This window comes from Chloroflexota bacterium, from assembly GCA_034717495.1.
Taxonomy (GTDB): domain Bacteria; phylum Chloroflexota; class Anaerolineae; order JAAEKA01; family JAAEKA01; genus JAYELL01.
In genome coordinates, this window is record JAYELL010000051.1 from 41,858 (window position 1) to 64,465 (window position 22,608).

21 protein-coding genes are annotated in these 22,608 nt (G+C 57.2%); 5 read left to right on the plus strand and 16 right to left on the minus strand.

Annotated features, from left to right (window positions below; translation table 11 throughout):
- Positions 1 to 43 precede the first annotated feature (43 nt).
- From U9R25_09860 to U9R25_09870, 3 genes are all read left to right on the plus strand, one after another.
- Entirely contained in the window at positions 44 to 1,879 is a 1,836-nt protein-coding gene (locus U9R25_09860; protein MEA3336202.1) for a hypothetical protein, read from the plus strand.
- 39 nt (positions 1,880 to 1,918) lie between these two features.
- Entirely contained in the window at positions 1,919 to 2,647 is a 729-nt protein-coding gene (locus U9R25_09865; protein ID MEA3336203.1) for a YceI family protein, read from the plus strand.
- 446 nt (positions 2,648 to 3,093) lie between these two features.
- Complete coding sequence (locus tag U9R25_09870; protein MEA3336204.1) at positions 3,094 to 4,002, plus strand: oxidoreductase; 909 nt, start codon at positions 3,094 to 3,096, stop codon at positions 4,000 to 4,002.
- A gap of 22 nt (positions 4,003 to 4,024) precedes the next feature.
- Here U9R25_09870 and U9R25_09875 read toward each other — a convergent pair whose 3' ends face one another.
- Positions 4,025 to 4,372, minus strand: coding sequence for a histidine triad nucleotide-binding protein (locus U9R25_09875; protein ID MEA3336205.1), 348 nt, complete (start codon positions 4,370 to 4,372; stop codon positions 4,025 to 4,027).
- A 27-nt stretch (positions 4,373 to 4,399) separates the two neighbouring features.
- Positions 4,400 to 5,701 carry a tRNA (N(6)-L-threonylcarbamoyladenosine(37)-C(2))-methylthiotransferase MtaB gene (gene mtaB / locus U9R25_09880; protein ID MEA3336206.1) on the minus strand — a complete coding sequence of 434 codons (1,302 nt, stop codon included), beginning with the start codon at positions 5,699 to 5,701 and terminating at the stop codon, positions 4,400 to 4,402.
- Positions 5,702 to 5,782: 81 nt separating this feature from the next.
- Between mtaB and U9R25_09885 the strand changes: the two genes are divergently transcribed.
- On the plus strand, positions 5,783 to 6,520 hold the full coding sequence (locus U9R25_09885; protein ID MEA3336207.1) for an N-acetylmuramoyl-L-alanine amidase: 738 nt from the start codon (positions 5,783 to 5,785) through the stop codon (positions 6,518 to 6,520).
- Between the two features lie 225 nt (positions 6,521 to 6,745).
- On the opposite strand, the gene U9R25_09890 is transcribed toward U9R25_09885, so the two are convergent.
- The 14 genes from U9R25_09890 to U9R25_09955 all read right to left on the minus strand — a co-directional run bounded on the left by U9R25_09890 (position 6,746) and on the right by U9R25_09955 (position 21,646).
- The gene (locus U9R25_09890; GenBank protein MEA3336208.1) at positions 6,746 to 7,921 is read right to left on the minus strand and encodes a glycosyltransferase family 4 protein; all 1,176 of its coding nucleotides are present in this window, start codon (positions 7,919 to 7,921) and stop codon (positions 6,746 to 6,748) included.
- A gap of 62 nt (positions 7,922 to 7,983) precedes the next feature.
- Positions 7,984 to 9,273, minus strand: coding sequence for a hypothetical protein (locus U9R25_09895; protein MEA3336209.1), 1,290 nt, complete (start codon positions 9,271 to 9,273; stop codon positions 7,984 to 7,986).
- A gap of 20 nt (positions 9,274 to 9,293) precedes the next feature.
- Positions 9,294 to 10,763, minus strand: a complete 1,470-nt coding sequence (locus U9R25_09900; GenBank protein MEA3336210.1) for a lipopolysaccharide biosynthesis protein — start codon at positions 10,761 to 10,763, stop codon at positions 9,294 to 9,296.
- 50 nt (positions 10,764 to 10,813) lie between these two features.
- A complete protein-coding gene (locus U9R25_09905) occupies positions 10,814 to 11,509 on the minus strand; it encodes a methionine biosynthesis protein MetW (protein MEA3336211.1) in 696 nt (231 codons plus the stop codon).
- A gap of 8 nt (positions 11,510 to 11,517) precedes the next feature.
- The gene (locus tag U9R25_09910) at positions 11,518 to 14,301 is read right to left on the minus strand and encodes a DNRLRE domain-containing protein (protein ID MEA3336212.1); all 2,784 of its coding nucleotides are present in this window, start codon (positions 14,299 to 14,301) and stop codon (positions 11,518 to 11,520) included.
- A 367-nt stretch (positions 14,302 to 14,668) separates the two neighbouring features.
- Positions 14,669 to 15,121, minus strand: coding sequence for a CBS domain-containing protein (locus U9R25_09915; protein ID MEA3336213.1), 453 nt, complete (start codon positions 15,119 to 15,121; stop codon positions 14,669 to 14,671).
- Positions 15,122 to 15,316: 195 nt separating this feature from the next.
- Complete coding sequence (locus U9R25_09920) at positions 15,317 to 16,558, minus strand: PLP-dependent aminotransferase family protein (GenBank protein ID MEA3336214.1); 1,242 nt, start codon at positions 16,556 to 16,558, stop codon at positions 15,317 to 15,319.
- A 349-nt stretch (positions 16,559 to 16,907) separates the two neighbouring features.
- Entirely contained in the window at positions 16,908 to 17,354 is a 447-nt protein-coding gene (locus tag U9R25_09925) for a universal stress protein (protein ID MEA3336215.1), read from the minus strand.
- Between the two features lie 18 nt (positions 17,355 to 17,372).
- A complete protein-coding gene (locus U9R25_09930) occupies positions 17,373 to 17,966 on the minus strand; it encodes a 2-oxoacid:acceptor oxidoreductase family protein (protein ID MEA3336216.1) in 594 nt (197 codons plus the stop codon).
- A complete protein-coding gene (locus U9R25_09935; GenBank protein ID MEA3336217.1) occupies positions 17,963 to 18,793 on the minus strand; it encodes a thiamine pyrophosphate-dependent enzyme in 831 nt (276 codons plus the stop codon). Before U9R25_09935 ends, U9R25_09930 begins: the two co-directional genes overlap by 4 nt.
- Before the next feature lies 1 nt (position 18,794).
- Positions 18,795 to 19,949: a 3-methyl-2-oxobutanoate dehydrogenase subunit VorB gene (gene vorB / locus U9R25_09940; protein MEA3336218.1), complete on the minus strand. Its 1,155-nt coding sequence runs from the start codon at positions 19,947 to 19,949 to the stop codon at positions 18,795 to 18,797.
- Between the two features lie 37 nt (positions 19,950 to 19,986).
- On the minus strand, positions 19,987 to 20,247 hold the full coding sequence (locus U9R25_09945) for a 4Fe-4S dicluster domain-containing protein (GenBank protein ID MEA3336219.1): 261 nt from the start codon (positions 20,245 to 20,247) through the stop codon (positions 19,987 to 19,989).
- Between the two features lie 108 nt (positions 20,248 to 20,355).
- The gene (locus U9R25_09950) at positions 20,356 to 20,778 is read right to left on the minus strand and encodes a CBS domain-containing protein (protein MEA3336220.1); all 423 of its coding nucleotides are present in this window, start codon (positions 20,776 to 20,778) and stop codon (positions 20,356 to 20,358) included.
- 244 nt (positions 20,779 to 21,022) lie between these two features.
- On the minus strand, positions 21,023 to 21,646 hold the full coding sequence (locus U9R25_09955) for a redox-sensing transcriptional repressor Rex (GenBank protein ID MEA3336221.1): 624 nt from the start codon (positions 21,644 to 21,646) through the stop codon (positions 21,023 to 21,025).
- Positions 21,647 to 21,829: 183 nt separating this feature from the next.
- Here U9R25_09955 and U9R25_09960 point away from each other — a divergent pair, with 183 nt between their 5' ends.
- The gene (locus tag U9R25_09960; protein MEA3336222.1) at positions 21,830 to 22,585 is read left to right on the plus strand and encodes a YIP1 family protein; all 756 of its coding nucleotides are present in this window, start codon (positions 21,830 to 21,832) and stop codon (positions 22,583 to 22,585) included.
- The last annotated feature ends 23 nt before the right edge of the window (positions 22,586 to 22,608 follow it).

The window sequence follows — 22,608 nt, forward strand, 5'->3', positions numbered from 1 at the left end:
GATTTCCACATTGCGGTCGACGTGGGGTATATTGACGCGAATCATGACACGAACCGCTACGCCGCCCCGCAACAGGAACTTCCGGCTCCCGACAACCTTTTTCCGGACCAGGTACCCGGACCTGGGTTTCTGGCTCAGTTTTCTGTTGCTGAATTTCCTGCTGTTTGCCCCCCTGTACCTGTTGAACCGGGAGATCACAAACTTCCTCCCCCTGCCCAACCTTGCCGATCAGAACCCGCTCCAGGCAGCCAGGCATGTAGCAGTGTGGCGCAACAACCTGGATATCTTTCGCCTCAATCTGGAATTGCTGCTGCTGGTCTCGCTGGTGGTTGTCCTGACCCGGGCAGAGCGGGCAGGGCCAAGCAGGTTCTTCCGGATTCTCCTGGTGTTTGTTTACCTTGCTGCGCTCATCTACGCCGTGTATGAGAGTGTCACCCTCTCCCTCTACCAGGTCGACCCGGTCTTTTTCAACCAGTTCAAACTTGCCATCGACGGCCTTCGATTGGTTTCGCGCCATCTCCATGTATCCCTCGGATTCTATGCCATTGCTACTGTTGCTGTTGTTGCATTGATATTCCTCGTCGTCAGAACCATAGGTTTCATGCTCAACGAGTCCCGGTTACAGAGCCTGAGCAAATGGTCCCTTGCCGGGCTGTCGGTCCTGGTTGTGCTGACGGTAGCCTTTGCAGGGCGCTACCGGGCCGATCTGGCCAGCCCCAAAATGGCGATCAACAGTCTGGTCTCCAAGCTTCAGACCAATATTATCCTCTCGCTGCAGGAGCAGCGGAAGATCGCCGCAATGGATCCATCCACCATCGGGGCCACTTACGACTATTCGGGACATGACCTGATCGAAAAGCCCAACATCTACCTGATATTCGTCGAGTCCTACGGCAGCGTGCTCTACAAGCGGGACTGGTTCCGCGACGCCTATCGCGCGTTGTTGCCTGAGCTGGACAACGAGTTCAAGGATCATGGCTGGCATGTGACCAGTGCCCTGAGCGAGGCACCAACCTGGGGTGGGGGCTCCTGGATGTCATATACCAGCGCCCTTTTTGGCCTGCGCATCGAGACCCACCCCCAATACCTGAGCCTGCAGGATCTCTACCAGGACCGCGATTATCCTGATCTGGCGCGGACGCTGCAGGATCAGGGGTACCGCTACGTCCATGTCTCCTCCATCAGTACCGAACTTCGGGAAGAACAGTGGCAAAAGCACACCAATTTCTACGGCGTGGATGAGTGGCTTCGCTTTGAGGATATGGACTACGGTGGTGCTACCTATGGCTGGGGTCCGGCGCCTCCCGACCAATACGTGCTGAACCATGCCTATTACAACCTGGTGCGCAACGCGGTTCAGCCGATCCTTCTCTTCTTTATCACCCAGAACTCCCACTACCCCTGGACGCCCCTGCCCGAGCTGGCCACCGATTGGCGTTCTATCGATGATGGCAGCGGGCAGGAACTATCAGCACCCGCACCAGGGTCCGTTCCCTTGCCCGCCTTGCGAAAGCACTATCTACGCAGCATCGAATACGAGCTCATATCCCTGACCGATTTCATCCTGGAATCCGGCGACGACCAGGCCATCTACGTCCTGATCGGCGACCATCAGCCGCAGCAGGTGTCGCGGCACAACGACGGATTCGACACACCTGTACACATCGTCAGCAAGAATCCTGCACTGATCAACGCGTTTGCACGATATGGGTTTGAGCCAGGTTTGACAGTATCGAACCTGATGCCTACAATCCGCCACGAGGGTTTTTACTCCATGTTCATGCGAGTTCTGCTGACAGAGTACGGACAGGGCACCCGAAAATTGCCCCCATATCTACCAGATGGCCTCATTCTGGAGAACGAGACGAGATTGAACTGACGTACGAAGTTGTAGTGTAGAAACATAGGAGATTTGAACGTGTACCGAGAAATGAACCTGTATCAGCTGACCCCCCTTGTCGTTGTCTTCGCAATGCTATTTGCAGCTTGTACACCTGCACCGGCATCCGTTACGCCCGCCGATCCAACCGCCACGACCGCCCCGGCTGCAGAACCAGCCGCCGCGGCTGAACCAGCCAGCGGCATGCGCACCTTTACGGTAGTGCCGGAAGAATCCAAGGCCTCCTATCTGGTAGACGAGCAGTTCTTGGAAAGTGCCCTTGAGAAACTGGGAATCCAGGCGGGCGATGTGGATGTAGTGGGAAGTACCCAACAGATCGAAGGACAGCTCCAGCTCAACCTGGAGGAGCTGTCCGCCCCTCTGGGAGAAAATCGTTTTTCAGTGAACCTGACGGGGTTGAGCACAGACCAGCGCCGGCGCGATGGCTGGATACAGGACAAGGGTCCCCAATTCAGCAAATTCCCATCTGCTGAATTCACGGCAACCGCCATAGAAGGAGCTCCGGACAGTTACCAGGAGGGCCAGGAAGTCACATTCACTTTGTCCGGTGATCTCACCATTCGGGATATCAGCCAGCCTGTAAGTTTCGACGTCACGGCATCGTTGGATGGCGATACACTCGACGGCATTGCCACCACGCGGCTCCTGATGTCCGATTTCGGCATCACCCCTCCCAACTTCGCCGGTACCCTGACCGTAGCTGACGAGTTCGGTATCGAAATTCAGCTCACAGCGCGGGAGAAATAACACCCCGAAAGTCAGCTTCTTGCCCAGTGTGCAAGAAGCTGAGCCACGAACCTGACAGAGATGTACCGCAAATCTGAATGAACCGCAGCACTGTCCTGAGCGGTGTCCCCAGCGCGTCGAGGGGCGCAACCGAAGTGTGGACGCAGATCAATCCAAGATAGAATCAGCGAGAATCTGCGCCGGAGGTCTGCGTAAATCAGCGGTGAAAGGAAAACAACACAACCGCAAGATCAACGCAGATAGACGCTGATCAATCCAAAAAGATCAGAGAGATCAGCGAGAATCTGCGCCGGAGGTCTGCGTAAATCAGCGGTGAAATCAGAGAAAAATCATAACCGCTGATAAACGCCGATAAACGCTGATCAGATATCAGAAAAGATCAGAGAGAATCTGTGCCGAAGGTCTGCGTAATCGGCGTTCCTCTGACTTGTCCAGGTCAGGAGCCCATGTCAAATAACAATCATTGGACCACAGAGAACATTCCCGATCAGACTGGCCGCGTCGCCATCGTGACCGGCGCCAACAGCGGTCTTGGCTTTGAGACATCCAAGGCCCTGGCCGCCAAAGGCGCCGCGGTCATCATGGCCTGTCGCAATGTAGAAAAAGGCAATGCCGCGGCCGAAAAGATACGTGGGGAGAATCCTTCTGGCAACGTTCAAGTCATGCAACTCGACCTGGCCGATCTGGACTCGATCCAGCGCTTCGCCGGAGCGTTCCCCGACACTTTCGACCGACTCGACCTGCTGACCAACAACGCCGGCGTGATGGCAATCCCTCAAGCTCAAACCGCCAACGGCTTTGAGATGCAGTTCGGCACCAACCACCTGGGTCACTTCGCCCTCACCAGTTTGCTGATCGGGCAATTGCTGGAGACATCGCCGAACGGCCGGGTTGTGACCGTCAGCAGCAATACTCACCGCATTGGCAACATCGATCTCGCCAACCTCAATGCGGAAAAGTCTTACTCCCGATGGCATGCCTACGGGCTAAGCAAACTGGCTAACCTGCTCTTCGCCTACGAGCTTCAAAGGAAACTGCAGGCTGCCGGTAGCTCTGTGATTAGCGTAGCTGCCCACCCGGGCTACTCGTCAACCAACCTGCAAGGCAATTCCGGTATCTTCAGTATGCTGAATCCGATCCTGGCCCAGAGTCAGGAGATGGGCGCCCTGCCTTCCCTGTACGCTGCCACGGAACCAGAAGTGAACGGTGGCGATTACATCGGTCCCAGTGGATTCATGGAGCAGCGCGGCTATCCCAGGAAGGTGAAGTCCAGCGACCGTTCCTACGATGAAGCCACCGCTGCCAGGCTGTGGCAGGTCTCGGAGAAACTGACGGGCGCGAACTTCCCTGTTTAGCAGGGAGACCCTGCCCCTACTTTCAGCCAGGAGGCCATCCCATCTGCCTGCCGCCCAGGATGTGCCCGTGCAGATGGTGGACCGCCATGCCGCCATCCTTGCCGGTATTGAATACCAGGCGAAAGCCAGACTCGGCAATCCCCTCCGACTGCGCGATCTGGGACACGACGCTCATGAGATGACCGAGGGTCTCCGCGTTTGAGTTGTCGACAGCACCCAGGGAGGAGATATGCTCGTTGGGCACCAGCAGGACGTGCACCGGGGCCTGAGGATCGATGTCCCGGAATGCGGTAACTTGTTCGTCCTGATAAACAATGTCCGCCGGGATCTCGCCCGTCACGATCTTGCAGAAGATACAATCCTGTGTCATCGTTTTGTCCTCGTCAAAAGATACTGGTTATTTACGGTCCACAAGCCCAGCCTCGATCACCGTCCCGTTCACGGCATGGAGCCTGGCCATTTCGATCTTGTTCTCCAGATTCATTCCTGAAGGCGCCACCGTCTCGACCCGCAGGTAGTTGTCGGTGAGCCCGCGCCAGACGGGATCGGTGCCCCCGTTGACGAACTCGTGGCTTTCCCACAGGACAGGCCGAACGGTGCCGAGAAAGCTTTCGCGCACAGATTGTGCGGACTGAAGCGCCAGCGCCTGCATCGACGCTACCCTCCGGCGTCGCTCCGCCACTGGAACCTGGTTGGAGAAGCCGGCCGCGGCCGTGCCCTGCCGGGCCGAGTAGGGAAAAACATGGATATGGGCAAACCGCATGTCGGCAGCGAATCGACAGCTTTCCTCGAAATCCGCTTCGGTCTCGCCGGGGAAGCCGACGATCAGATCGGTGGTGATGACCAGACCGGGGATGCGAGCGCGGGCCACGTCGACCAGTTGACGAAAGTCCTCGGTTCGGTTGCGGCGGGCCATGCGCTTCAGGGTACGATCACATCCGGCCTGCAGCGGCAGATGAAGATGGGCGCACAGGCGTCCCCCGCTTTCAGACCAGAGATCGAAAAAGTTGGCCTCCAGGTCCCACAGCTCCAGCGAACTGAGGCGAAGACGGGGCAGATCGCTGCGGGAGAGGATGGCTCGGGTCAGTTCATGCAAGTTGGTCCCCAGATCCCTGCCATATCCCCCAAGGTGAACCCCAGTCAACACCGCTTCCTGGTAACCCTCAGCCCCAAGCCGTTGGATATCGGCAACGATATCACCAACCCGGCGGCTGCGTTCCTGGCCTCGAGCCACCGTCACGATACAGAAGGTGCAGCTGTTGTTGCAACCATCCTGTACCTTGACAAACGCCCTGGTACGCACCGAAGGTTGAGCGGATGCTTCCGGCGCCAGTCTGCGCCAGCGCTCGCCATCCAGTTCACCAGACCAGGGCTGCAGCAACTCATCGAGGTTCTCTTTTTGCTGGTTGTCCACCACCAGGTGGACATTGGGCAAGCTCACCACGGTCTCCGGAGCGAGAGTCGCGTAACAGCCCGTTACCGCCAGGCGCGCTGATGGGTTGTGTCGGGCCAGTCTGCGGGCCATCTGGCGGGATTTGCGGGCAGCTTCGGCCGTTACGGTGCAGGTGTTCAGAACACAGACGTCTGCCGCTTCGGGCGTTGCCACCAAAAAATGACCTGCAGCCTGCAATTGGCGGCCCAGGGTTTCCATTTCGCTGAAGTTGAGGCGGCAGCCCAGTGTATCCAGGTAGATATTCATCGAAAATCAAGCATACCATGTGCAAAGAGGCGTGTCAAAGTGCACTTGACGTGATCGGCGTAGTTCCGGTATGATGGCGCCATGGCAAAAAAGCGCGGAGCTGGCCGGTCCAGTTCAAAAGGATCCCAGCAAGCCAGAGAGGATGTTTTGCGAAAACTACAGCGATGGCTATTGCTCTCGCTGTTTGTGGTTATTGCCCTTGTCGTATTGATCGTGTGGTTTGGTGGTGATGATGGGAGAACTGCCCAGTGGCTTGAGGATTGGCAACGCCGTCCGGCTGATATGATGACTATGCATAAACGTCGAATCGGCATCATTGTCGGCCACATGGACTACGACAGTGGCGCACTCTGCCCCGACGGGCTGACTGAAGCAGAGACCGTCAATGAAATCGCAGGCCAGGTCGAAAAAAGATTGACCCAGGTTGGCGCTCAAGTAGATATCCTGGCTGAATATGACGACGCTCTCAACGGCTACACCGCGGATGCACTGGTATCGATCCACGCCGACTCGTGTCTGGATCGCAGTGGCTTCAAGGTTGCTCGTTCGGAAACAAGCCTGTCTCCTGATGTGGAAGACCGGCTGGTCTCCTGCCTCATTGATGAGTACCAACAGGCCACAGAATTAGCCTTCGATCCCCATACGATCACCGAAGATATGACCGGCTACCATGCCTTCAACCGGGTGGACGATGAGACGCCGGCAGCCATCATCGAGGTAGGCTTTTTGGGAGGAGACCGGCAGCTCCTGACCGAGCAACCGGAGATTCCTGCCCAGGGAATCGCCAACGGCATCATTTGTTTTCTGAGGGATCCGTGACTGTCGGCTTCCAGAAGAGGGCAGACGGGGACACGGCGATGGGGCGACACGGCGACTTTGTGACAGGAGGAAAGAGCGACGCGGCGAGGGGGGACACGGAGACACGGCGACTTTGTGACAGGAGGAAAGAGCGACGCGGCGAGGGGGGACACGGAGACACGGCGACTTTGTGACAGGAGGAAAGAGCGACGCGGCGGTCGGCGGTCCTCGGTCGGCAAACATCATTTACTCAGAGAGAATCGTTTCGTAGAAATCCTGCATGGCCGCCACGTGGTGTTCAACATCAAAGCGCCGGGCGGTGAGTCGCCCTGAGGAAGCAAGCTCTTTACGTCTACGAGAATCGCCCACTAAATCCGCCATAGCATCCGCCAGTGCCTGCGGATCTCCAGGTGGCACCAGCAGCCCATCCACCCCATCGCTTACAATCTCGGTCGCGCCGCCCTCTCGACTGGCAATCACCGGCTTGCCTGCTGCCATCCCCTCGATGATGACCCTCCCGAAGGGCTCCGGTTCTACCGAACAGTGCACCAGCAGGTCGAGTCCCGCCATGACTTGAGGAATATCCGGCCTGAATCCCAGCATGTGTACCCTGTCCCCAATGCCAAGCTTGTCAGCCAGGTCCCGCACCCTCGCCGCATAGCCAGCCCCTTCCACCTGGCTGCCTTCGCCAACGATCACCCCATGCAGATTGGGAAAACGTTCGGCCAACAAGGCCACCGCTTCGACGAAGATGTCCTGTCCTTTCCAGGGAACAATTCGTCCCACGACCCCTGCCAGCAAGGAATCGCCATCCGATCCCAATTCCTCGCGCAACCTGTTTCTGTTGTGCTCCTGTTGGAAAAGGGCTACATCGACCCCATTGGGAATAACCCGATGGCGGGGAGGATTGGAAATCGCAGACAGTTGAGTGTCTGCCACTGCCTGTGAAATGAACACCAATCCCTGGAGTCTGGGAACAAGCCAGCGGTCGTCATCGCTTGTGGGCGGGACGAATGAGCGAGGGTGGGCAATGACTGGCACGCCGGACAGCCGGCTGGCGATGATGCCATGGCGCACAAGAGGAACGGCGTCGTTCAGATGAACCAGATCGGGCTGGAAACGATCGATGGCCCGGCGAAGGTCGCGAGCCACCGGCAGGATATCCCGGGAAAGCCGTCTCAAGCCACCCAGCGTATGCCAAAGACGAGCACGCTGGCCGCCCTCCCTCATGGCCGCACCAACGCCGCCAGAACGAACCTGCTCGACCATGCTCCCTGAAGAGATCTCCCATTGAGGTGTCCGCACCCGCGCTACCTGAATCCCCGTTTGCTCGAAGAGACCGAAGTGGTTCTGTTGGGAGAGCACCACACCAGGCTGATAGAGGTTTCGATCCAGATGGGCCACCAGCGCATGCAGGCTCATATTCGAGCCGCCTGGGCTGGGACACAGGTCGATATAGAGGACGCGACGCATGGCGGGGGCTACTAACTTCCGACAGATTTGGTGGGATTCATGAATTCCAACAGCAACACAAGCACCAGTCCAAAGAGCAGGCTGACCAGGGTTGCCAGCAGAACAAGGCGCAGGGTTGTAGAGGAAGCCGGCGCACCCGGCAAGAAGGCTGGTTCAACCACCTGCAAAGATCCCACTTCCGAAATCTGCCTTTCCTTGAGGCGAGCCTCGGCCGCCTTGGCTCGCAAGAAGTCATAGTTGGCTTCGGAATTAACCACATCGGAAACCAAGTCCTGATAGTCACTGCTCAAACTAATGAGCTGAGACAAGTCAGCTGTACGCTGGCTGATAAGGCTGTCTTGTTGAGTCGCCACAGCCCGTTGGGCCGCAGCATTGGCCAATTGTGTCTGGGCCGTAGCCTGATGGCCCCGGGCCTGGTTCTGAAGAAAGACAGTCTGCTCCTTCAGCGCATCGATCTCACTGAGCGCCTCTTGCGACAATGTTTCAGGCGGGACTTCGCCATCCTCGCCTGCCGGCTGCGTCAAGAGCAATTCACCGAGATCTCTCTCTGCCACCTCCAGGTCGGCCAGCGCAGCATCCGCGAAACCTTGCCACTGAGCCGCCAGTTCCTCGGCGCGATCAGCCTCCACCTGAGCAGCATCCCGCTCAAGTTGCAATCCCCGCAGCAGATCTTGCACTGCGTTGATCTCCCGGGGCAGATCGCCGACATTGTGCTCCAGTTGAAATTGCAAAAGAGCATTCTGAGCTGCTGTCAACTCTTGGCCCTGGATATCCAGTTCGGTGGCGATGAACTTACCGGTGGCAGCCGCTGGCCGGGCGCGCAGGGTGTTCTGGTGTTCGAGCGCATTTTCCACATGCCGTGTCAGGGTCTCAAAAGCCTCCTCTGAGGAATCCGCCTCATAGACAACCGATACAAACTCACCAGAAGCACTGATTGTGAGGTTGTCGATCAGGTCGGAAGCGCTCATATCCAGACCCAGGTCATCGATGGTCCGCCAGGCAATCAACGGGCTCTGGAGGACATCGCTGAAGTTGTTCTGGACCAGAAAGATCTGCTCATCAGCGCCCAGAGTCCCCAGACGGGTATAGAGGGTAACTTCCTGCTGATCCAACGCGAAGGCCTGCAGGCGCAGCGAGGAACGGTAGATCGACGGCGCGCCCAAGGAGGCAATCAACGTTACTGCGATCGCACCGGCCATGAGCAAAGCGATGATCCACCATCGACGGCGCAAGATCGCCCAGAAAGAAGATCCGGATGATTCGGTTATCCTATCGTTTTTTGCGATTTTTTCGTTTTCCATGGTTCGATTTTCTTTGCCGCTCACGTCGCATTCAGCGCATCGGCCTGGCGCAGCCGCGCCACAAGTTTTTGCCCTTCTTGTCGCACTTCACGGTCCCGCCACCAGGTCAGCGCGCCGTAGATCAACACGATCGTCAGGCCACCGGCTGCCAGGGCAAGAACATCCCACAATCCGGTGGAAAGAAGCCATTTCTCAATCGCCAGCCCCAGACCGCCGGCGATCAACGCATACACTGCGATTGGTGCCGTCAAACGAAGGTAGGTAATCATGCGTCCATCGATAATGCGGTTGACAAGATTCGCTGAGATGAAAAAGTCGACGATGGCGACTCCAGTTGACAACCAGCAGACTCCGACCAAGCCACCCAGACGAATTGCCGGATAGAGCAATACCGCCATGGTAACCAGACGCCAGGCGGCGATTCCCGTCAACCACTGGGGCTTGCCTCCAGCCTGAAAGATTGTTCCCATGTTGGCTGCCACCGAGCGAATCAGGCCATAAATGGCCAGAATTTGGATCGGTACGATAGCCGGTGCCCACTTATCCGTGAGTACGATGTGGACAAAATCGTGGGCAAACAGGATAGTCGCGATCGCCACCGGAAACGCCAGAAGGGAAACGTAGCGAACCAGGCGAAAGAAGGCATTGCGCATCCGCGCAACGTCACCTCGGAGCTTGGTGAATGCGGGAAAGGTCACTCGCGTCACCAGTCGCGTGATGTTTGTGGCGGGCAAATTGGATACCTTATAGGCCAGATTGTACTGTCCCAACGTTTCCTGTCCGAGCATTCGACCAACAAACAGATCGTCGATATTGGTGATGCCGAAAATGAGGACCTGGCTGGCGGCGATATGTTTGCCGTAACCGAAAAGTTCCAGAAAGACTTTCCTGTGGAATCCCCACTTGGGGCGCCAGGAGGAAACCCGATATGCCAGCACGGCACTCAACGCCATGCCAAATACCTGCCCCCAGACCAGGGCCCAAACGCCCCATCCCAAAAGGGCCAGAATCAGGGCCATGAAATTGCCGCCAACCCCTGCTGCGAATTCTGGCATCACCTTCCGCCGGAAATCCAATTCCTTGGAGAGCAGCACCAGAGGAACTCGGCTGACACTGCTGATCACAATCGTCAGCGCCAACACACGCAGAACAGGGGTAACCTCGGGGGATCGAAAGAAGAGGGCCACCAATGGGGCTGCCAGGAACACAATGCCATACAAGACGAGGCTGCTGGCGATAATCGTCCAATGGGCTGTGGTTGCCGCGGTATCCACATCCTCCTCGCGGTAGATCAGGGCCGCGCCAAAGCCCAATTCCTGGAGAAACACCATCGAGTTGATCGCCAGCGTTGCTATGGCAAGCAGGCCAAAATCCTCCGGTGCCAGGAGCCGGGCCAGCAAAATCGTAACTGCGAATCCCAGGGTGCGGCCGGCGAGCATGGCACCGCCTTCCCAGAAAATACCGTGGGACACCTTTTTCCGCAATGACATCTAGAAGCCAAAGCCTTTGGCAACAATAGAAAAGGAGTTGAATTCCAACGCTACTGTTCTTTCCTTCCGACGATGATCAAATCCCTGGCAAACAGGGTTGGCCTGAGACGAGCCAAGCTTTCATACACGCGGGCGGAGGTGTTCCTGCGTAGCCAGTTCGGGTATAAACCCTCTACCCACAGGCTCGCGCTGCCACCGACATGTTCAAGGACAACACCTCTTTCTTTCAGCAACGCCCGCAGTTCATGCAGGGTGAAGAATCGCAAATGCAGCCAATCGGTTGGGGTGTGTTCCACGATCGGGAACCGACCTCGCAGCAACCACCAACGCACGCGCCAATGGGCCGTGTTTGGCACGCACATGATCAACCGGCCGTTTCCTCCTCTTAACACCCTTACCGATTCGTCCAGATAGTGGGCATAATCGACTCTATGTTCGATTTGAGAGTCTGTGACCACCACGTCAAAAGAGCCATCGGAGAACGGCAGCGGCCCGCTATCCACATTGACCTGATGGGTCGTTATACCCCGAGCGCGCGATCGCCTGACGGCCTCAGCCGAAAGATCGGTACCTTCCACATCAGCGCCCATCTGAACCATGCGGGCAGCCAATACCCCAGGGCCACAGTCCACCTGTAACACCCGATCACCCGCTCCAATGTGCTCAAGAAGAAGTCGCTGGCGCCGTTTGTCAAAGGTGTCACCCTGGTGCTGCCAATAGTCATCGTAGAAAGCTTCGAAGTCCATAGAACACCCTACGGAGACTGCGAAAGCAACAACATGGGCAGATAGATGGATGGGTAATAATAGTCCCCAAAATCGACCTGGATAACGGACCCGTTGGTTATCCACACATCACGGCTGTTTTCGGTCGAGGACTCGTATTTGGGTGGATCGATTTCCTTTACAGTGACCTGACGGCCAGGCGTCAGGTCGGCGAACTCGAAATCTCCATCCGCTGTTGTAAAGCGCATCTCCTGTTGAACATTATTGTACCACAGGCTCACCTCAACACCCTGTAATCCCGGTTCACCAGCTTCACGGTGCCCGTTCCGGTTGCTGTCTTGCCATACCACCCCGGTGATGCTGCCAAAGCTTGGCGTCGCCGTCGGCGTTGTTGTCGGTGTGATTGTATTGGTCGGGGTCGGCGTATGGGTGAACGTCGCCGTCGCCGTTGCGGTCGGGGTCGGGGTGTGGGTGAAGGTCGCCGTCGCAGTGGGTGTATTGGTCGGGGTCGGCGATGGCGTATAGGTAGGCGTCGCCGTAGGGGTTGGCGTCCGGGTCGGCGTATTGGTGGAAGTCGGCGTGGGCGTCGCTAACGGATAGACGAGCAATAGCTTGGGGCGCTTGCTGACAGTGTTATATTCGCTGCTGGCCACATCATACTGCACCGCCGGATCGTCCCCTCGTAGGACGAGACCGTAGTTCTCAGCGGGATCGGCCAGCCAGCTGGACACGGCTCCCGTCACATCAAACCCGAGACGCAACCCCTCACCTTTGAATAATCGTCCGTCCACCGGCGAAGCTTGCCGATCGTCGGGCACGCCATTGGCTCCAGCCTGACTCCACGATTGGCTTGCCGAAGCCCTGTACCAGGTAGCCGCCCCTTCATTCCAGGCCCGATTGAGCTGGAAGGCCTCAAAAAAGGATTCGTTGCCATTGCCATCGGCCAGCACATCCAGGCTGAGTGCAGCACCCCGAACCCCGGTGCTCAGGGCAACCGGTGGCACACTGCTGAGGTCGAAACGTAACAAGCTGTTGAACGTATTGGGGGAACGCAGTTTGATTCTTGAGTCGGATCCATAGTTGTTTGTCGGCCCCCACAGGCTAAGATACGTGTCGGTCGCGCCGGCATACCCGGCGACCCCCTCCTGCAGGGTAACCGTCGCCAGCGGGACCGGCGACTGCCCGGGATAGATAATCAAACGATGGGTACCGGCTCCCAACGAGATGGGCAGCTTACCATCGACCAGATCATAGCTCTGAGCGCTGAATTCAGCCTCGTCCACCGCCAGGTCCTCGACCACGTATTGTGAATAAGGCGACATCCCCAGCGATACCACGTCCACCTCAAGGTCGACTCCATAGCGGTCGACCACGGTCAGGGTGATCCGATTCCCTGAACCGGCAGTGCCCTCAACTTCGCTCCAGCGCTCCTGGTCGCCGTTCTGATTCAGGGTCACCCACCAAATGGTCGTCGATGTGTCGGTAATCGCGTCGATCTCGAGAGCAGGTGTGCCCAGTTGAAATTGGCTGAGCCACTGGAGGATGCCCTCGTTTCCCCCGGGCACCGGGGTTCCGTGATCCCCGACAAAGGTTGTCAACACAACCGGTGCCCCCGGTTCGTGGGAGAGAATAGTGTCCACCATATCCTGGGAATGGTGGGGCAGAACCGTCGTATCATCGATGCCATGATAGACTCGTAATGGCGTAGAAGCGAGATTACGAGCGAAGGTAACCGGTGAGCGGCGCTCATATTCGAACCAGGTGTTACTTTCGGGCGGGCCGCCACATTCCTGGCTGATGAGGTTCTGCCGCCAGACCGGCGACTCGTAGTACCAGTCGAACAGGTCGGTCGGGCCTTTTTCGTCCACCACCGCTGCAAACAGCCCGGGATTCTTGGCAGCCGTGACCAGCGCGATCTGTCCACCCATGGACAAACCGGTCATAGTGATCCGTGTGGAATCCACATTGTAGTGGTCCTTCATATATTGGATGGTATCCAGAATGTCGTGCTGGCTGGCCCGCGAGGCCAGAGGATGATCGTAGGGGGGCCAGGGATAAGGATCCCGCTCGCCGTGCATGTCCGGGGCGGCCAGTAGCCAACCGGCATCGTTGGCCTCCTCGGCGTAATCGGCCAGGGCATCCCAGCGGTCTGCGCCCCAGCCGTGAACCGCAATCAGCAAGGGGGTTGGCTGCCAGGACTGGTAATCGATCGGGACCTGCAATATTGCCGGTTGTTCGCTGCCATCATAGCTACTGCTAAAGGTAAAATCGACAATCTCAGTGGCAATCAGGTCTGGCCCCTCGAGAACCAGATGCACATTCGTCATGCCCCATTCATCCAGCAGCCCGCTGGGACGTTCACCAGCTTCGATGCGGACTCGATTGGCTCCTCGTCTCAAGATTGAGGGGTCGATCTCCCACTCCTTGGTTGCGCCGGGAAAGGGGGTGCAATAGGTCCCATTGGTAGCGGCACCATCGATAATGCTCTGCCCGATCAGGACGTCGTTGACATAGATGTCATTGTGCCAGCCAACGTTGAATTCGTCCCCTACCAATTTGGCGCTGCTAACACTTCCCTGCCAGACCAAATACAGGTCCGCTTCCGGCTCGTCAACCTCAGGTCCGTAGCCAGCGGACATGCAACCCGACTGTGTGGAAGATATTTGCGCCAGGGAAGTCATCTCTGGCGAGGAACTCATGGCATAGGCATGGTCAAATGCTGTGCCTCTGCTGTTCACGGCGACAGCCGAAAGCGCGGCAACAGCAGCGATCACCGATACCATGGCGAAAATCAATCCACCACGGAAACTCATCCTCGTCAGTCCGCTTCTGCGACTGCGCAAGTGATGACTCCTGGACATCGAACCGGGCGCCAGTGGCGCCCGTTTTTGGCCTGTGCTATTCTCAGCTTTGCGCACAATACCCTTTCTCTTCACACGTATCTCAATCCACGCTCTGCAAATAACACCAGGTTACCCCTGGTGCACACTGGCTCGTCATTATACTCGAAAGGGATGGCTTAGCCAATCCCAATCTGCACCAACCCATTCTGTCACAGTCAGATGAAGCCTTTATGAAAACCACACCGGAAATCCATGACGAAACTGTCATACTACCCTGACACGAAGATGGGCGCCGGATTCCAATCAGCTCCGGCGCCCACTATTCATAGACGTACGGTCAACCCACCGCTTCCTCTCGCCAGAGACGTAATACGAGGCGAAAGATGTCTGTATCGGTGACAATCCCGACCAATCGGCGATGGTCGGGCCTGCTTTTGGCCGCCACCACGGGCAGCCCACCGATTTTGTGGGTCAGCATCAGCTCAATCGCGTCTGCCAGGCTGGTGCCCGGTGTGACCACAACCGGATCGCGCGTCATCGATTCCCAGACGGTTAGCCAGTCCTCATCGGCGTCCGGTGCATAGGGATTAGGAACAGAAGCGGCTTCAACCGATGTCGCCTCACGCACATCGCCCCAACTCAGGATCCCTACCAGATTCTCTTCCTCGTCAAGAACCGGCAGCCGTCGCACCTGTTGCTCTTCCATGAGCGACTGCGCTTCTTCCAACGATGCCAGGACATCGATGACGACGACTTCTTCTGTCATCACATCGCCAACCGTACGGTGCATAGAAACTCCCTTTCCAGGGGAAATATCCACTGGCAAGCCGCAACCGGCGGCTGTGGAATAGAATGCGCCGGCGCAACGACACATAGTGTATTTTATATGCACCACTGGCAGCCGTCAAGCGGAATAGGCAGGAGCCCGCAGCCGTCACGCTGATAGCGTGGCCTGCGATCTGTCAGTTAAGCGAAGCCAAACATCCTACGCCGGCACCAGGTGCTCCTTCAGCACGGTTCCCAAGCGCCGGATTCCCTGCTCGATCTGATCAGGCTGGGCATTGGAGAAGTTCAAGCGCATTGTATTGTTGCCCTTGTCACCCGGATCAAAGGCAGAGCCTGGCACAAAAGCCACACGGTGGCGGCCAACAGCATCCTCTAACAGTTCGGCTGCATCCAGTCCATCAGGCAACTGCACCCACAGGAACAGCCCACCGTCAGGTTTGGTCCATGTCACCTCCTCAGGAAAGTAACCTTCCATTGCTTCTAACATGACATCCCGCCGAAAGGCATAAACCTCCCGAATCTTGCTGACGTGCTCATCGAGAAAACCATCCCTGGCCACCTCAAAGGCAATAATCTGATTAAACGTGCTGGTATGCAGATCCATGCCTTGTTTGACCTGAACGCAACGTTGGACGACATCGACCGGAGCAACGATCCAACCGAGTCGCAGGCCTGGTGCCAGAGTCTTGCTGAACGTGCTGGTGTAGATGACGTTGCCGGCAAAAAAGCCCTGACCGTTGACAGCGCGGCCCTCCAGATGATCATAGTCCAGCACCACCAGGGGCGGTATGTGATCTCCGCTGTAACGCAGTTGACCATAAGGGTCATCTTCGACGATGGGAATCCCATGATCATCGGCCATTCGGACAAGTTGAAGCCGCCGCTCCAACGCCAGAGTCACACCGCTGGGATTCTGGAAGTTGGGCAGCACATACATGAACTTCGGGCCGGCACGCAGGGCATCGGCCAACAGATCAGTTCGCATCCCCAATTGGTCCACCGGCACAGTGACATAGCGCGCCTGATAACTGCGCCACGCCTGCAGCGCTCCCAAATAGGTCGGGTTCTCGGTAAGTATCTTATCGCCAGGGTTGACAAGCAGCTTGCCAATCAGGTCCAATGCCTGTTGCGAGCCAGATGTGATGAGAACATTGTCTTCCCTGGCCTTGATGCCATAGCGCGACATCCGATCGACAACAAAACGACGCAGTGGCAAATACCCCTCGGTAGCGCTGTATTGAAGGGCCTTCGGCCCATGTTCTCGAAGAACCTTGTCGGCAGCCTGCCGAAACCTTTCGACCGGAAACAACTCGGGCGCTGGAAGCCCGCCGGCGAAGGATATCACATCTGCCAGTTCCGTTAGCTTGAGCAGTTCACGGATGACCGAGCTTCCCATGCCCTCCGTTCGCAGTGCATATCGGTAATTCCACGGTGTTGTCATCGAAGATTCTCTCCTTGGAAGCCCGCCGCATCGCCCTAATACCTTCCCGGCTAACCCAGAAAGGGGGCTGCGCACAGCCTCGACTACTTCCTGTCCGTCCGCCGTCTTCTGACCGCCGACCGCCGCCGGAAGGCCACTGTTCACCGACCACTACCAGCGGTCTGTCGTCTTCTGACCACCGACCGAGGACCGCCGACCGCCGCCGGAAGACCACTGTTCACCGATCACTACCAGCCGTCTGTCGTCTTCTGACCACCGACCGAGGACCGCCGACTGCCGCCGGAAGACCACCGTTCACCGACCACTACCAGCGGTCCGTCGTCTGCCGTCTGTCGTCCGGTACGATCAGTTACGAAGTATTGCCAACGCGAACCAGCAGCACCGGGCAGGACGCGCCTTGCAGCACACGATCGGCTACGCTGCCATAGACCCAACGCGAGACACCACCCCGACCGTGGGTAGACATGACGATCAGATCCACATCCAGCGCCTCCGCATGATCGAGGATTACCTCTGCGACCGGCCCCTCGCTTGTCACGCTGCGCACTCGGTATCCCTCTTCTGCAAGCCTCGTGACAATGCGGTCAAGGTATTCGCCGGCATGCGCGCGCAGAGCCTCATGGTCTGAATCATAGCTTGCCAATACCATGTCCGGGGCTGCGATCGAGTATGGAGATACCACGACCCGCAACAGAACCAGCTCGGAATCAAACTGAGCTGCCATCCGCGTCGCATGGGTCAGGGCTAACTCCGCCCGATCCGATCCGTCCAGGGTTACCAGGATCCGCCGATACATGCAATTTCCTCCAGAATCTCAGGCGATAATCAGTTGTGCCACTTCTGCACCGCGGCACAACGCCCTCTTGTTGGGTTCCAGCCAACGCTGATGCCTTTGGGGAAGGTGGGATTCAAGCGCCGATTCTATCGCGTCAAGCGACAGCACGCCAGTCGCCTGCACCAGCGCGCCCAGGGTAACTACATTGGCCAAGCGAATATCGCCCGTCTCGTTTTCCAGGAGAGAGGCAGTCTCCTCGGCAGAGATGTCGTTGGCCGGAACCGGGATGACGCGCAGGTCAGTTCGGTAAACGGTCCGGTCGATCAGGGAACTGTTGTAGACCAACAATCCGCCGGGGCGCACCAGACTCTCATATTTCTGCAGCGAAGGCGCGTTCAGAGCAATTGCAGCCGATGGGTGTCTCACCAGAGGCGAGCCGATCGATTCGTCCGAGATCACGACGGTGCAGTGGGCGGTTCCACCGCGCATTTCCGGACCATAGGAGGGAATCCAGGTGACGTGTTTGCCCGAGTCCATCCCTGCATAGGCCAATAATTGTCCTGCAAACAGGGAACCCTGTCCACCAAACCCAGAGATGATGATTTCCTCGTGCATCAAACTATTTCCTTTCATTTGCCGTTCCGTCGCGATGAGCGACGCCTGGTCAGGGGAACAACCTGGTCAGCGACGCGATAGTCGCCGATGGGAAAGACCGGAACCATCTCGTCCTCGATCCAGCGCAACGCATCGGCTGGCTTGAGGCGCCAATTGGTCGGACACGAAGAAAGAACCTCCACAAGGCTCAGCCCCAGGCCCTCCATTTGAACCTGAAAGGCTGTCTTGATGGCTGCCTTGGTTTTGCGAATATTCGCCACATTGTGAACTGATCGGCGTACGACGTAGGCAGTCCCGGGTAAGGCAGCGATCAGTTCGGCAACTCGCATTGGTTGCCCGACGGAGGACACATCCCGACCGTAGGGACTCGACGTCGTCACCATGCCGGCCAACGTTGTCGGAGCCATTTGGCCACCGGTCATTCCGTAGTTGGCATTGTTGACGAAGATCACCGTAAGCTTCTCGCCTCGATTGGCCGCATGGATGATCTCATTGGTGCCTATGGCCGCCAGGTCGCCGTCACCCTGATAGGTGAATACTATCTTATCTGGCTGGATGCGCTTCAATCCAGTTGCCATGGCAGGCGCTCGACCGTGAGCCGCTTCGCAGCCATCGACATTGAAATAGGTGTAGGCGAATACAGCACATCCAACTGGCGCGACACACAGGGTGCGTTCGCGAATCTGCAATTCATCGATTACCTCGGCAATCAGCCGGTGGATCAAACCATGGGTACACCCGGGACAGTAGTGGGTGGGCACATCACTGAGTGCCGCTGGCCGCTCGTAGACCAGGTCCGCGCCATCTATTCCCGATGCGGCAATTCCATCTGGTAGAAAGGTCATATTACACCTCAGGTCCTGTAGCTATTTCAGTAACCGGTGCCGCACCATTGGCGCCTGTCTTGACGGCCGGTGTAACCTGAACGCCATTCCCGGCAGCCATGCTTGCAAGCTTGTCAATCTCCTGGCCAATCTCATCGGGCAACGGCACGACACCGCCCAATCGTCCCAAAAAGTGGACCGGTGCGCGACCGGCAACGGCAGCCCGGACGTCCAGCAGCATCTGGCCGGCATTCATTTCGACCACCAGTACCTGATCGACCGAGGACGCCAGCGCCTGCAAACGTTCTTCAGGAAAGGGCCAGAGACTGATAGGTCGGAAAAGGCCTGCCTTGAGTCCCTGGTTGCGAGCGGCCTTTACCACTGTCTTACAGATCCGGCCAACGGTTCCAAATGCGACAATCAGAATGTCGGCATCGTCGGTCATCACCTCTTCCCAGCGCTGCTCCCGTGCCTCCGCCTCCCGTAATCGTTCTTGTAGCCGCAGGTTGAGCTGCTCCAGCCTCTCGCTGCCCATGTAGAGGGAGCTTAGCACCCGGCGCTCCCTCCCTTTAGCGCCGCGCAGCGCCCAGGATGGACGGGCCGCTTCCGTCATGACTGGTCGAGGCTCGGGCAGTTCAACAGGCTCCATCATTTGTCCAATAGCACCATCGGCCAGAATGACCACCACTGTGCGATAGGCCTCCGCCAGAGCAAAAGCCTCGTAGGTGAGATCGACAGCCTCCTGTACGGTGGAGGGCGCCAGGACGATTGCGTGGTAGTCACCATGCCCCAGAGATTTGGTCATTTGAAAGTAATCACCCTGGCTTGGCTGGATGTTTCCCAGGCCAGGCCCGCCCCGCATGATGTCCACCAACACGATAGGCACCTCTGTGCCGGCAATGTAACTCAAACCCTCCATCATCAGGCTTACGCCAGGACTGGACGATGACGTCATGGTTCTGGCACCACCACAGGCGGCGCCATAGACCATGTTGATCGCTGCCAACTCGCTCTCTGCCTGTAAAAATACTCTTCCCTCATAGTTGGGTATCTCTCGAGCCATGTATTCCAGAAGCTCGGTCTGGGGAGTGATAGGATACCCGAAATAGGCTTCAACGCCAGCGCGTAGCGCTGCCTCAGCAATGGCTTCGTTGCCTTTCCAGAGCTCCTTTGCCATGGGTTGCCTCCTGAATCAAAAACGGCCTCAGAGACCGTCAGGCTGCCGCCAAAATCGGCTGGCGAGACGTCTTTGAGACCACTGGAAAACGATAGACAGTCATGACTGCATCAGGACAGATCATTGCACACAACGCGCAGCCTGTACACTTTCCCGCCGGATCGACCAGTTGAGCCGGGCGGTATCCCCGCGCGTTGAGGGATTCTGCCATGAGCAAAACATTTTGCGGACACACGGTCGTACACAACTCGCAGCCCTTGCATCCATCTGCGTCGATGACAACAGTTCCTTTAGCCATACGTATACCTCCACATCGGTGTGGGTTGCGGCAGCCATTGCCGCAAAGGATGTAATTCGCCACCGGGAACGATCGTCCTCGATCCTCTCCGGCGTTGCCAACCTTTTGTTAGTTCTGCGCCTCCTTCTCAAGGAGTACGATTAGAAAATCCAACAGGTTCGTCGTGGTGATGATGCCTACCAACTCGTCACCGTCAAGCACCGGCATGCCGCCAATCTTCAACTGACGCATCATTCTGGCGGCTACCAGCAAAGATGTGGACGACGTCACCGTTGCAGGATCGGGTGTCATGCAGGATTTGACCTTGACCGCATCCAGGATATAGTCGCTGTAACGCTTTTCCCTCAGGACCAGCGGCGAATCCATCGCCTGCCGAAGGTCTCGATCGGTCACAATGCCGAGCAGTTGGCCCTCCTGGACCACCGGCAGCCGGCGAAACCCGCCATCGCGTGTGAGAGAAAAAGCCTCGCCGATGGAGGCGTCCGGCGTGATGGAAACAGCGGGGCTTGTCATCACGTCACCAACCTGCATAGCGATATCCTTAAGGAGTAGCCACGTTCAGTCATCCATTTCACCGATCGCTCTCACCCCATTATACCCCAACATCACCAAAAAATCCATGACAGCGGTCATACAATTACCGCTGCTCCCACAACTATGCTCCAATTGACCATAGTGGGCTGGGGTCACGATAGGTTACCCGGCGGTTCGACCAAACAAACCTGGTGCAAGTGCAATTCTGACTCCATCAAAGGAGTCAGAATTGACCGGCAGGCTAACCCAGGTAATAGGTTTGATGCTGGAGATGTACCGCCGGATCGATCTGCTCAACCCGGATGCCGGAGGGCGTCATCAGAGAGATCGGAGCATAGTTGAGAATCGCCTTGATGCCCGCTTTGATGAGCGTGTTAGCCATCGGCTGCGCCGCGTCCGCTGGCACAGCGATTATAGCCATCTGCCACTCCGCCTTTTCGACCCGCTGCGAAAGATTGGCGACATCCTCAACCACCAAATCCTCGGTCAGATTGCTACCGATTTTTTCTGCATCGCTATCGAAAACGGCGACGACAGTGAAGCCGCGACCGGCGAATCCTTTGTAATTGGCCAGCGCCTGGCCCAGATCACCAGCGCCCACGAGCACCACGTCCCACATCTGATCGGCATGGAGAATCTGCTTGAGGCTGGACTCCAGAAAACGAATATCGTACCCCGTCCCCTGCTTGCCAAACTCACCAAAATGGGAAAGGTCTTTGCGGATCTGTGCCGAGCTGATGCCAAGCCGATCGCCCAGCTCTTGAGACGTTGTGATTTCGCGATTGTCGGCCCTCAAAAAGGTAAGAGCCCTCAGGTAAATGGGCAGACGTCCAACCACGATATCAGGAACCCTCTTTTCTGCCATAGCTTGTGAACCTCCTTCTGTTCCGCCTCCATGAAATTGTCCGGGGTTTGTGAAGCACTATTCGTCAATAATAACACGGGTTCAATATTTGTGCAACTTTTGACAAAGCCTGTCAACCATGATACAAGTATGGTGAAATAACTGATCGATCATAAAAAGATTGTCTCACCAGGAGACTCTGCCATGACAGCTAACGATGACTATCCTTCCAGCCTGGCTCTACTGCCCGGGATTGTCGACCGCCCCTACCAGACGTTCACCACGATTCTTGAGAGTCCCCGTTTGCGCTGGGTGCTGCCCGCAATCCTATGCATCATGGCAGCAATCATCTTTGTTGTCGTCGCGGCGCCCTACCTGAGCGAGCAGGCCATACAACAGCAGGAGATTGGTCTTCAGCAGGTCGAACAGCAGATGGGCGACATGACGGAAAGCCAGCGCGAGCAGATGCGCCAACAGATGGCAACCTTTTCCGATCCGCTGGTTGTGGGTGGCTTAACACTTCTCACCAGTATCCTGGGCCTCTTGATTGCCTGGGCCACCGGTGCGGCGATTCTCTACTTTGGTCTGGCTATTGGAGGACAGGATCTGAGATTCGGGCAGATATTCTCCGCATACAGCTGGGCCTGGCTGCCTTTCTGCCTGCGCGATCTCGTCAATGCGGGTTGGGTGCTCGTTACAGGAGAGATCATCAGCAATCCCGGTCTGAGTTATTTCGTGTCCACCGGCGACCTGATTGCCGATGCAGGCAATCCTCTCTGGATACTCACCAGCAAGCTCGATCTCTTCTTTCTCTGGCACGTCGTGCTGGTCTTTTTCCTGATCCGGGCAGCCAGGCCTCGCGGCAGTGCCATTTGGCTTTCCATCATCTATGTGATACTCTACCTCGCTCTTCGTGTCCTGCCGGGAACGCTCATAGCGGGTCTTTCATTTGGCGGCTAAAACCGTCCGTTTTCGAGAAAAAC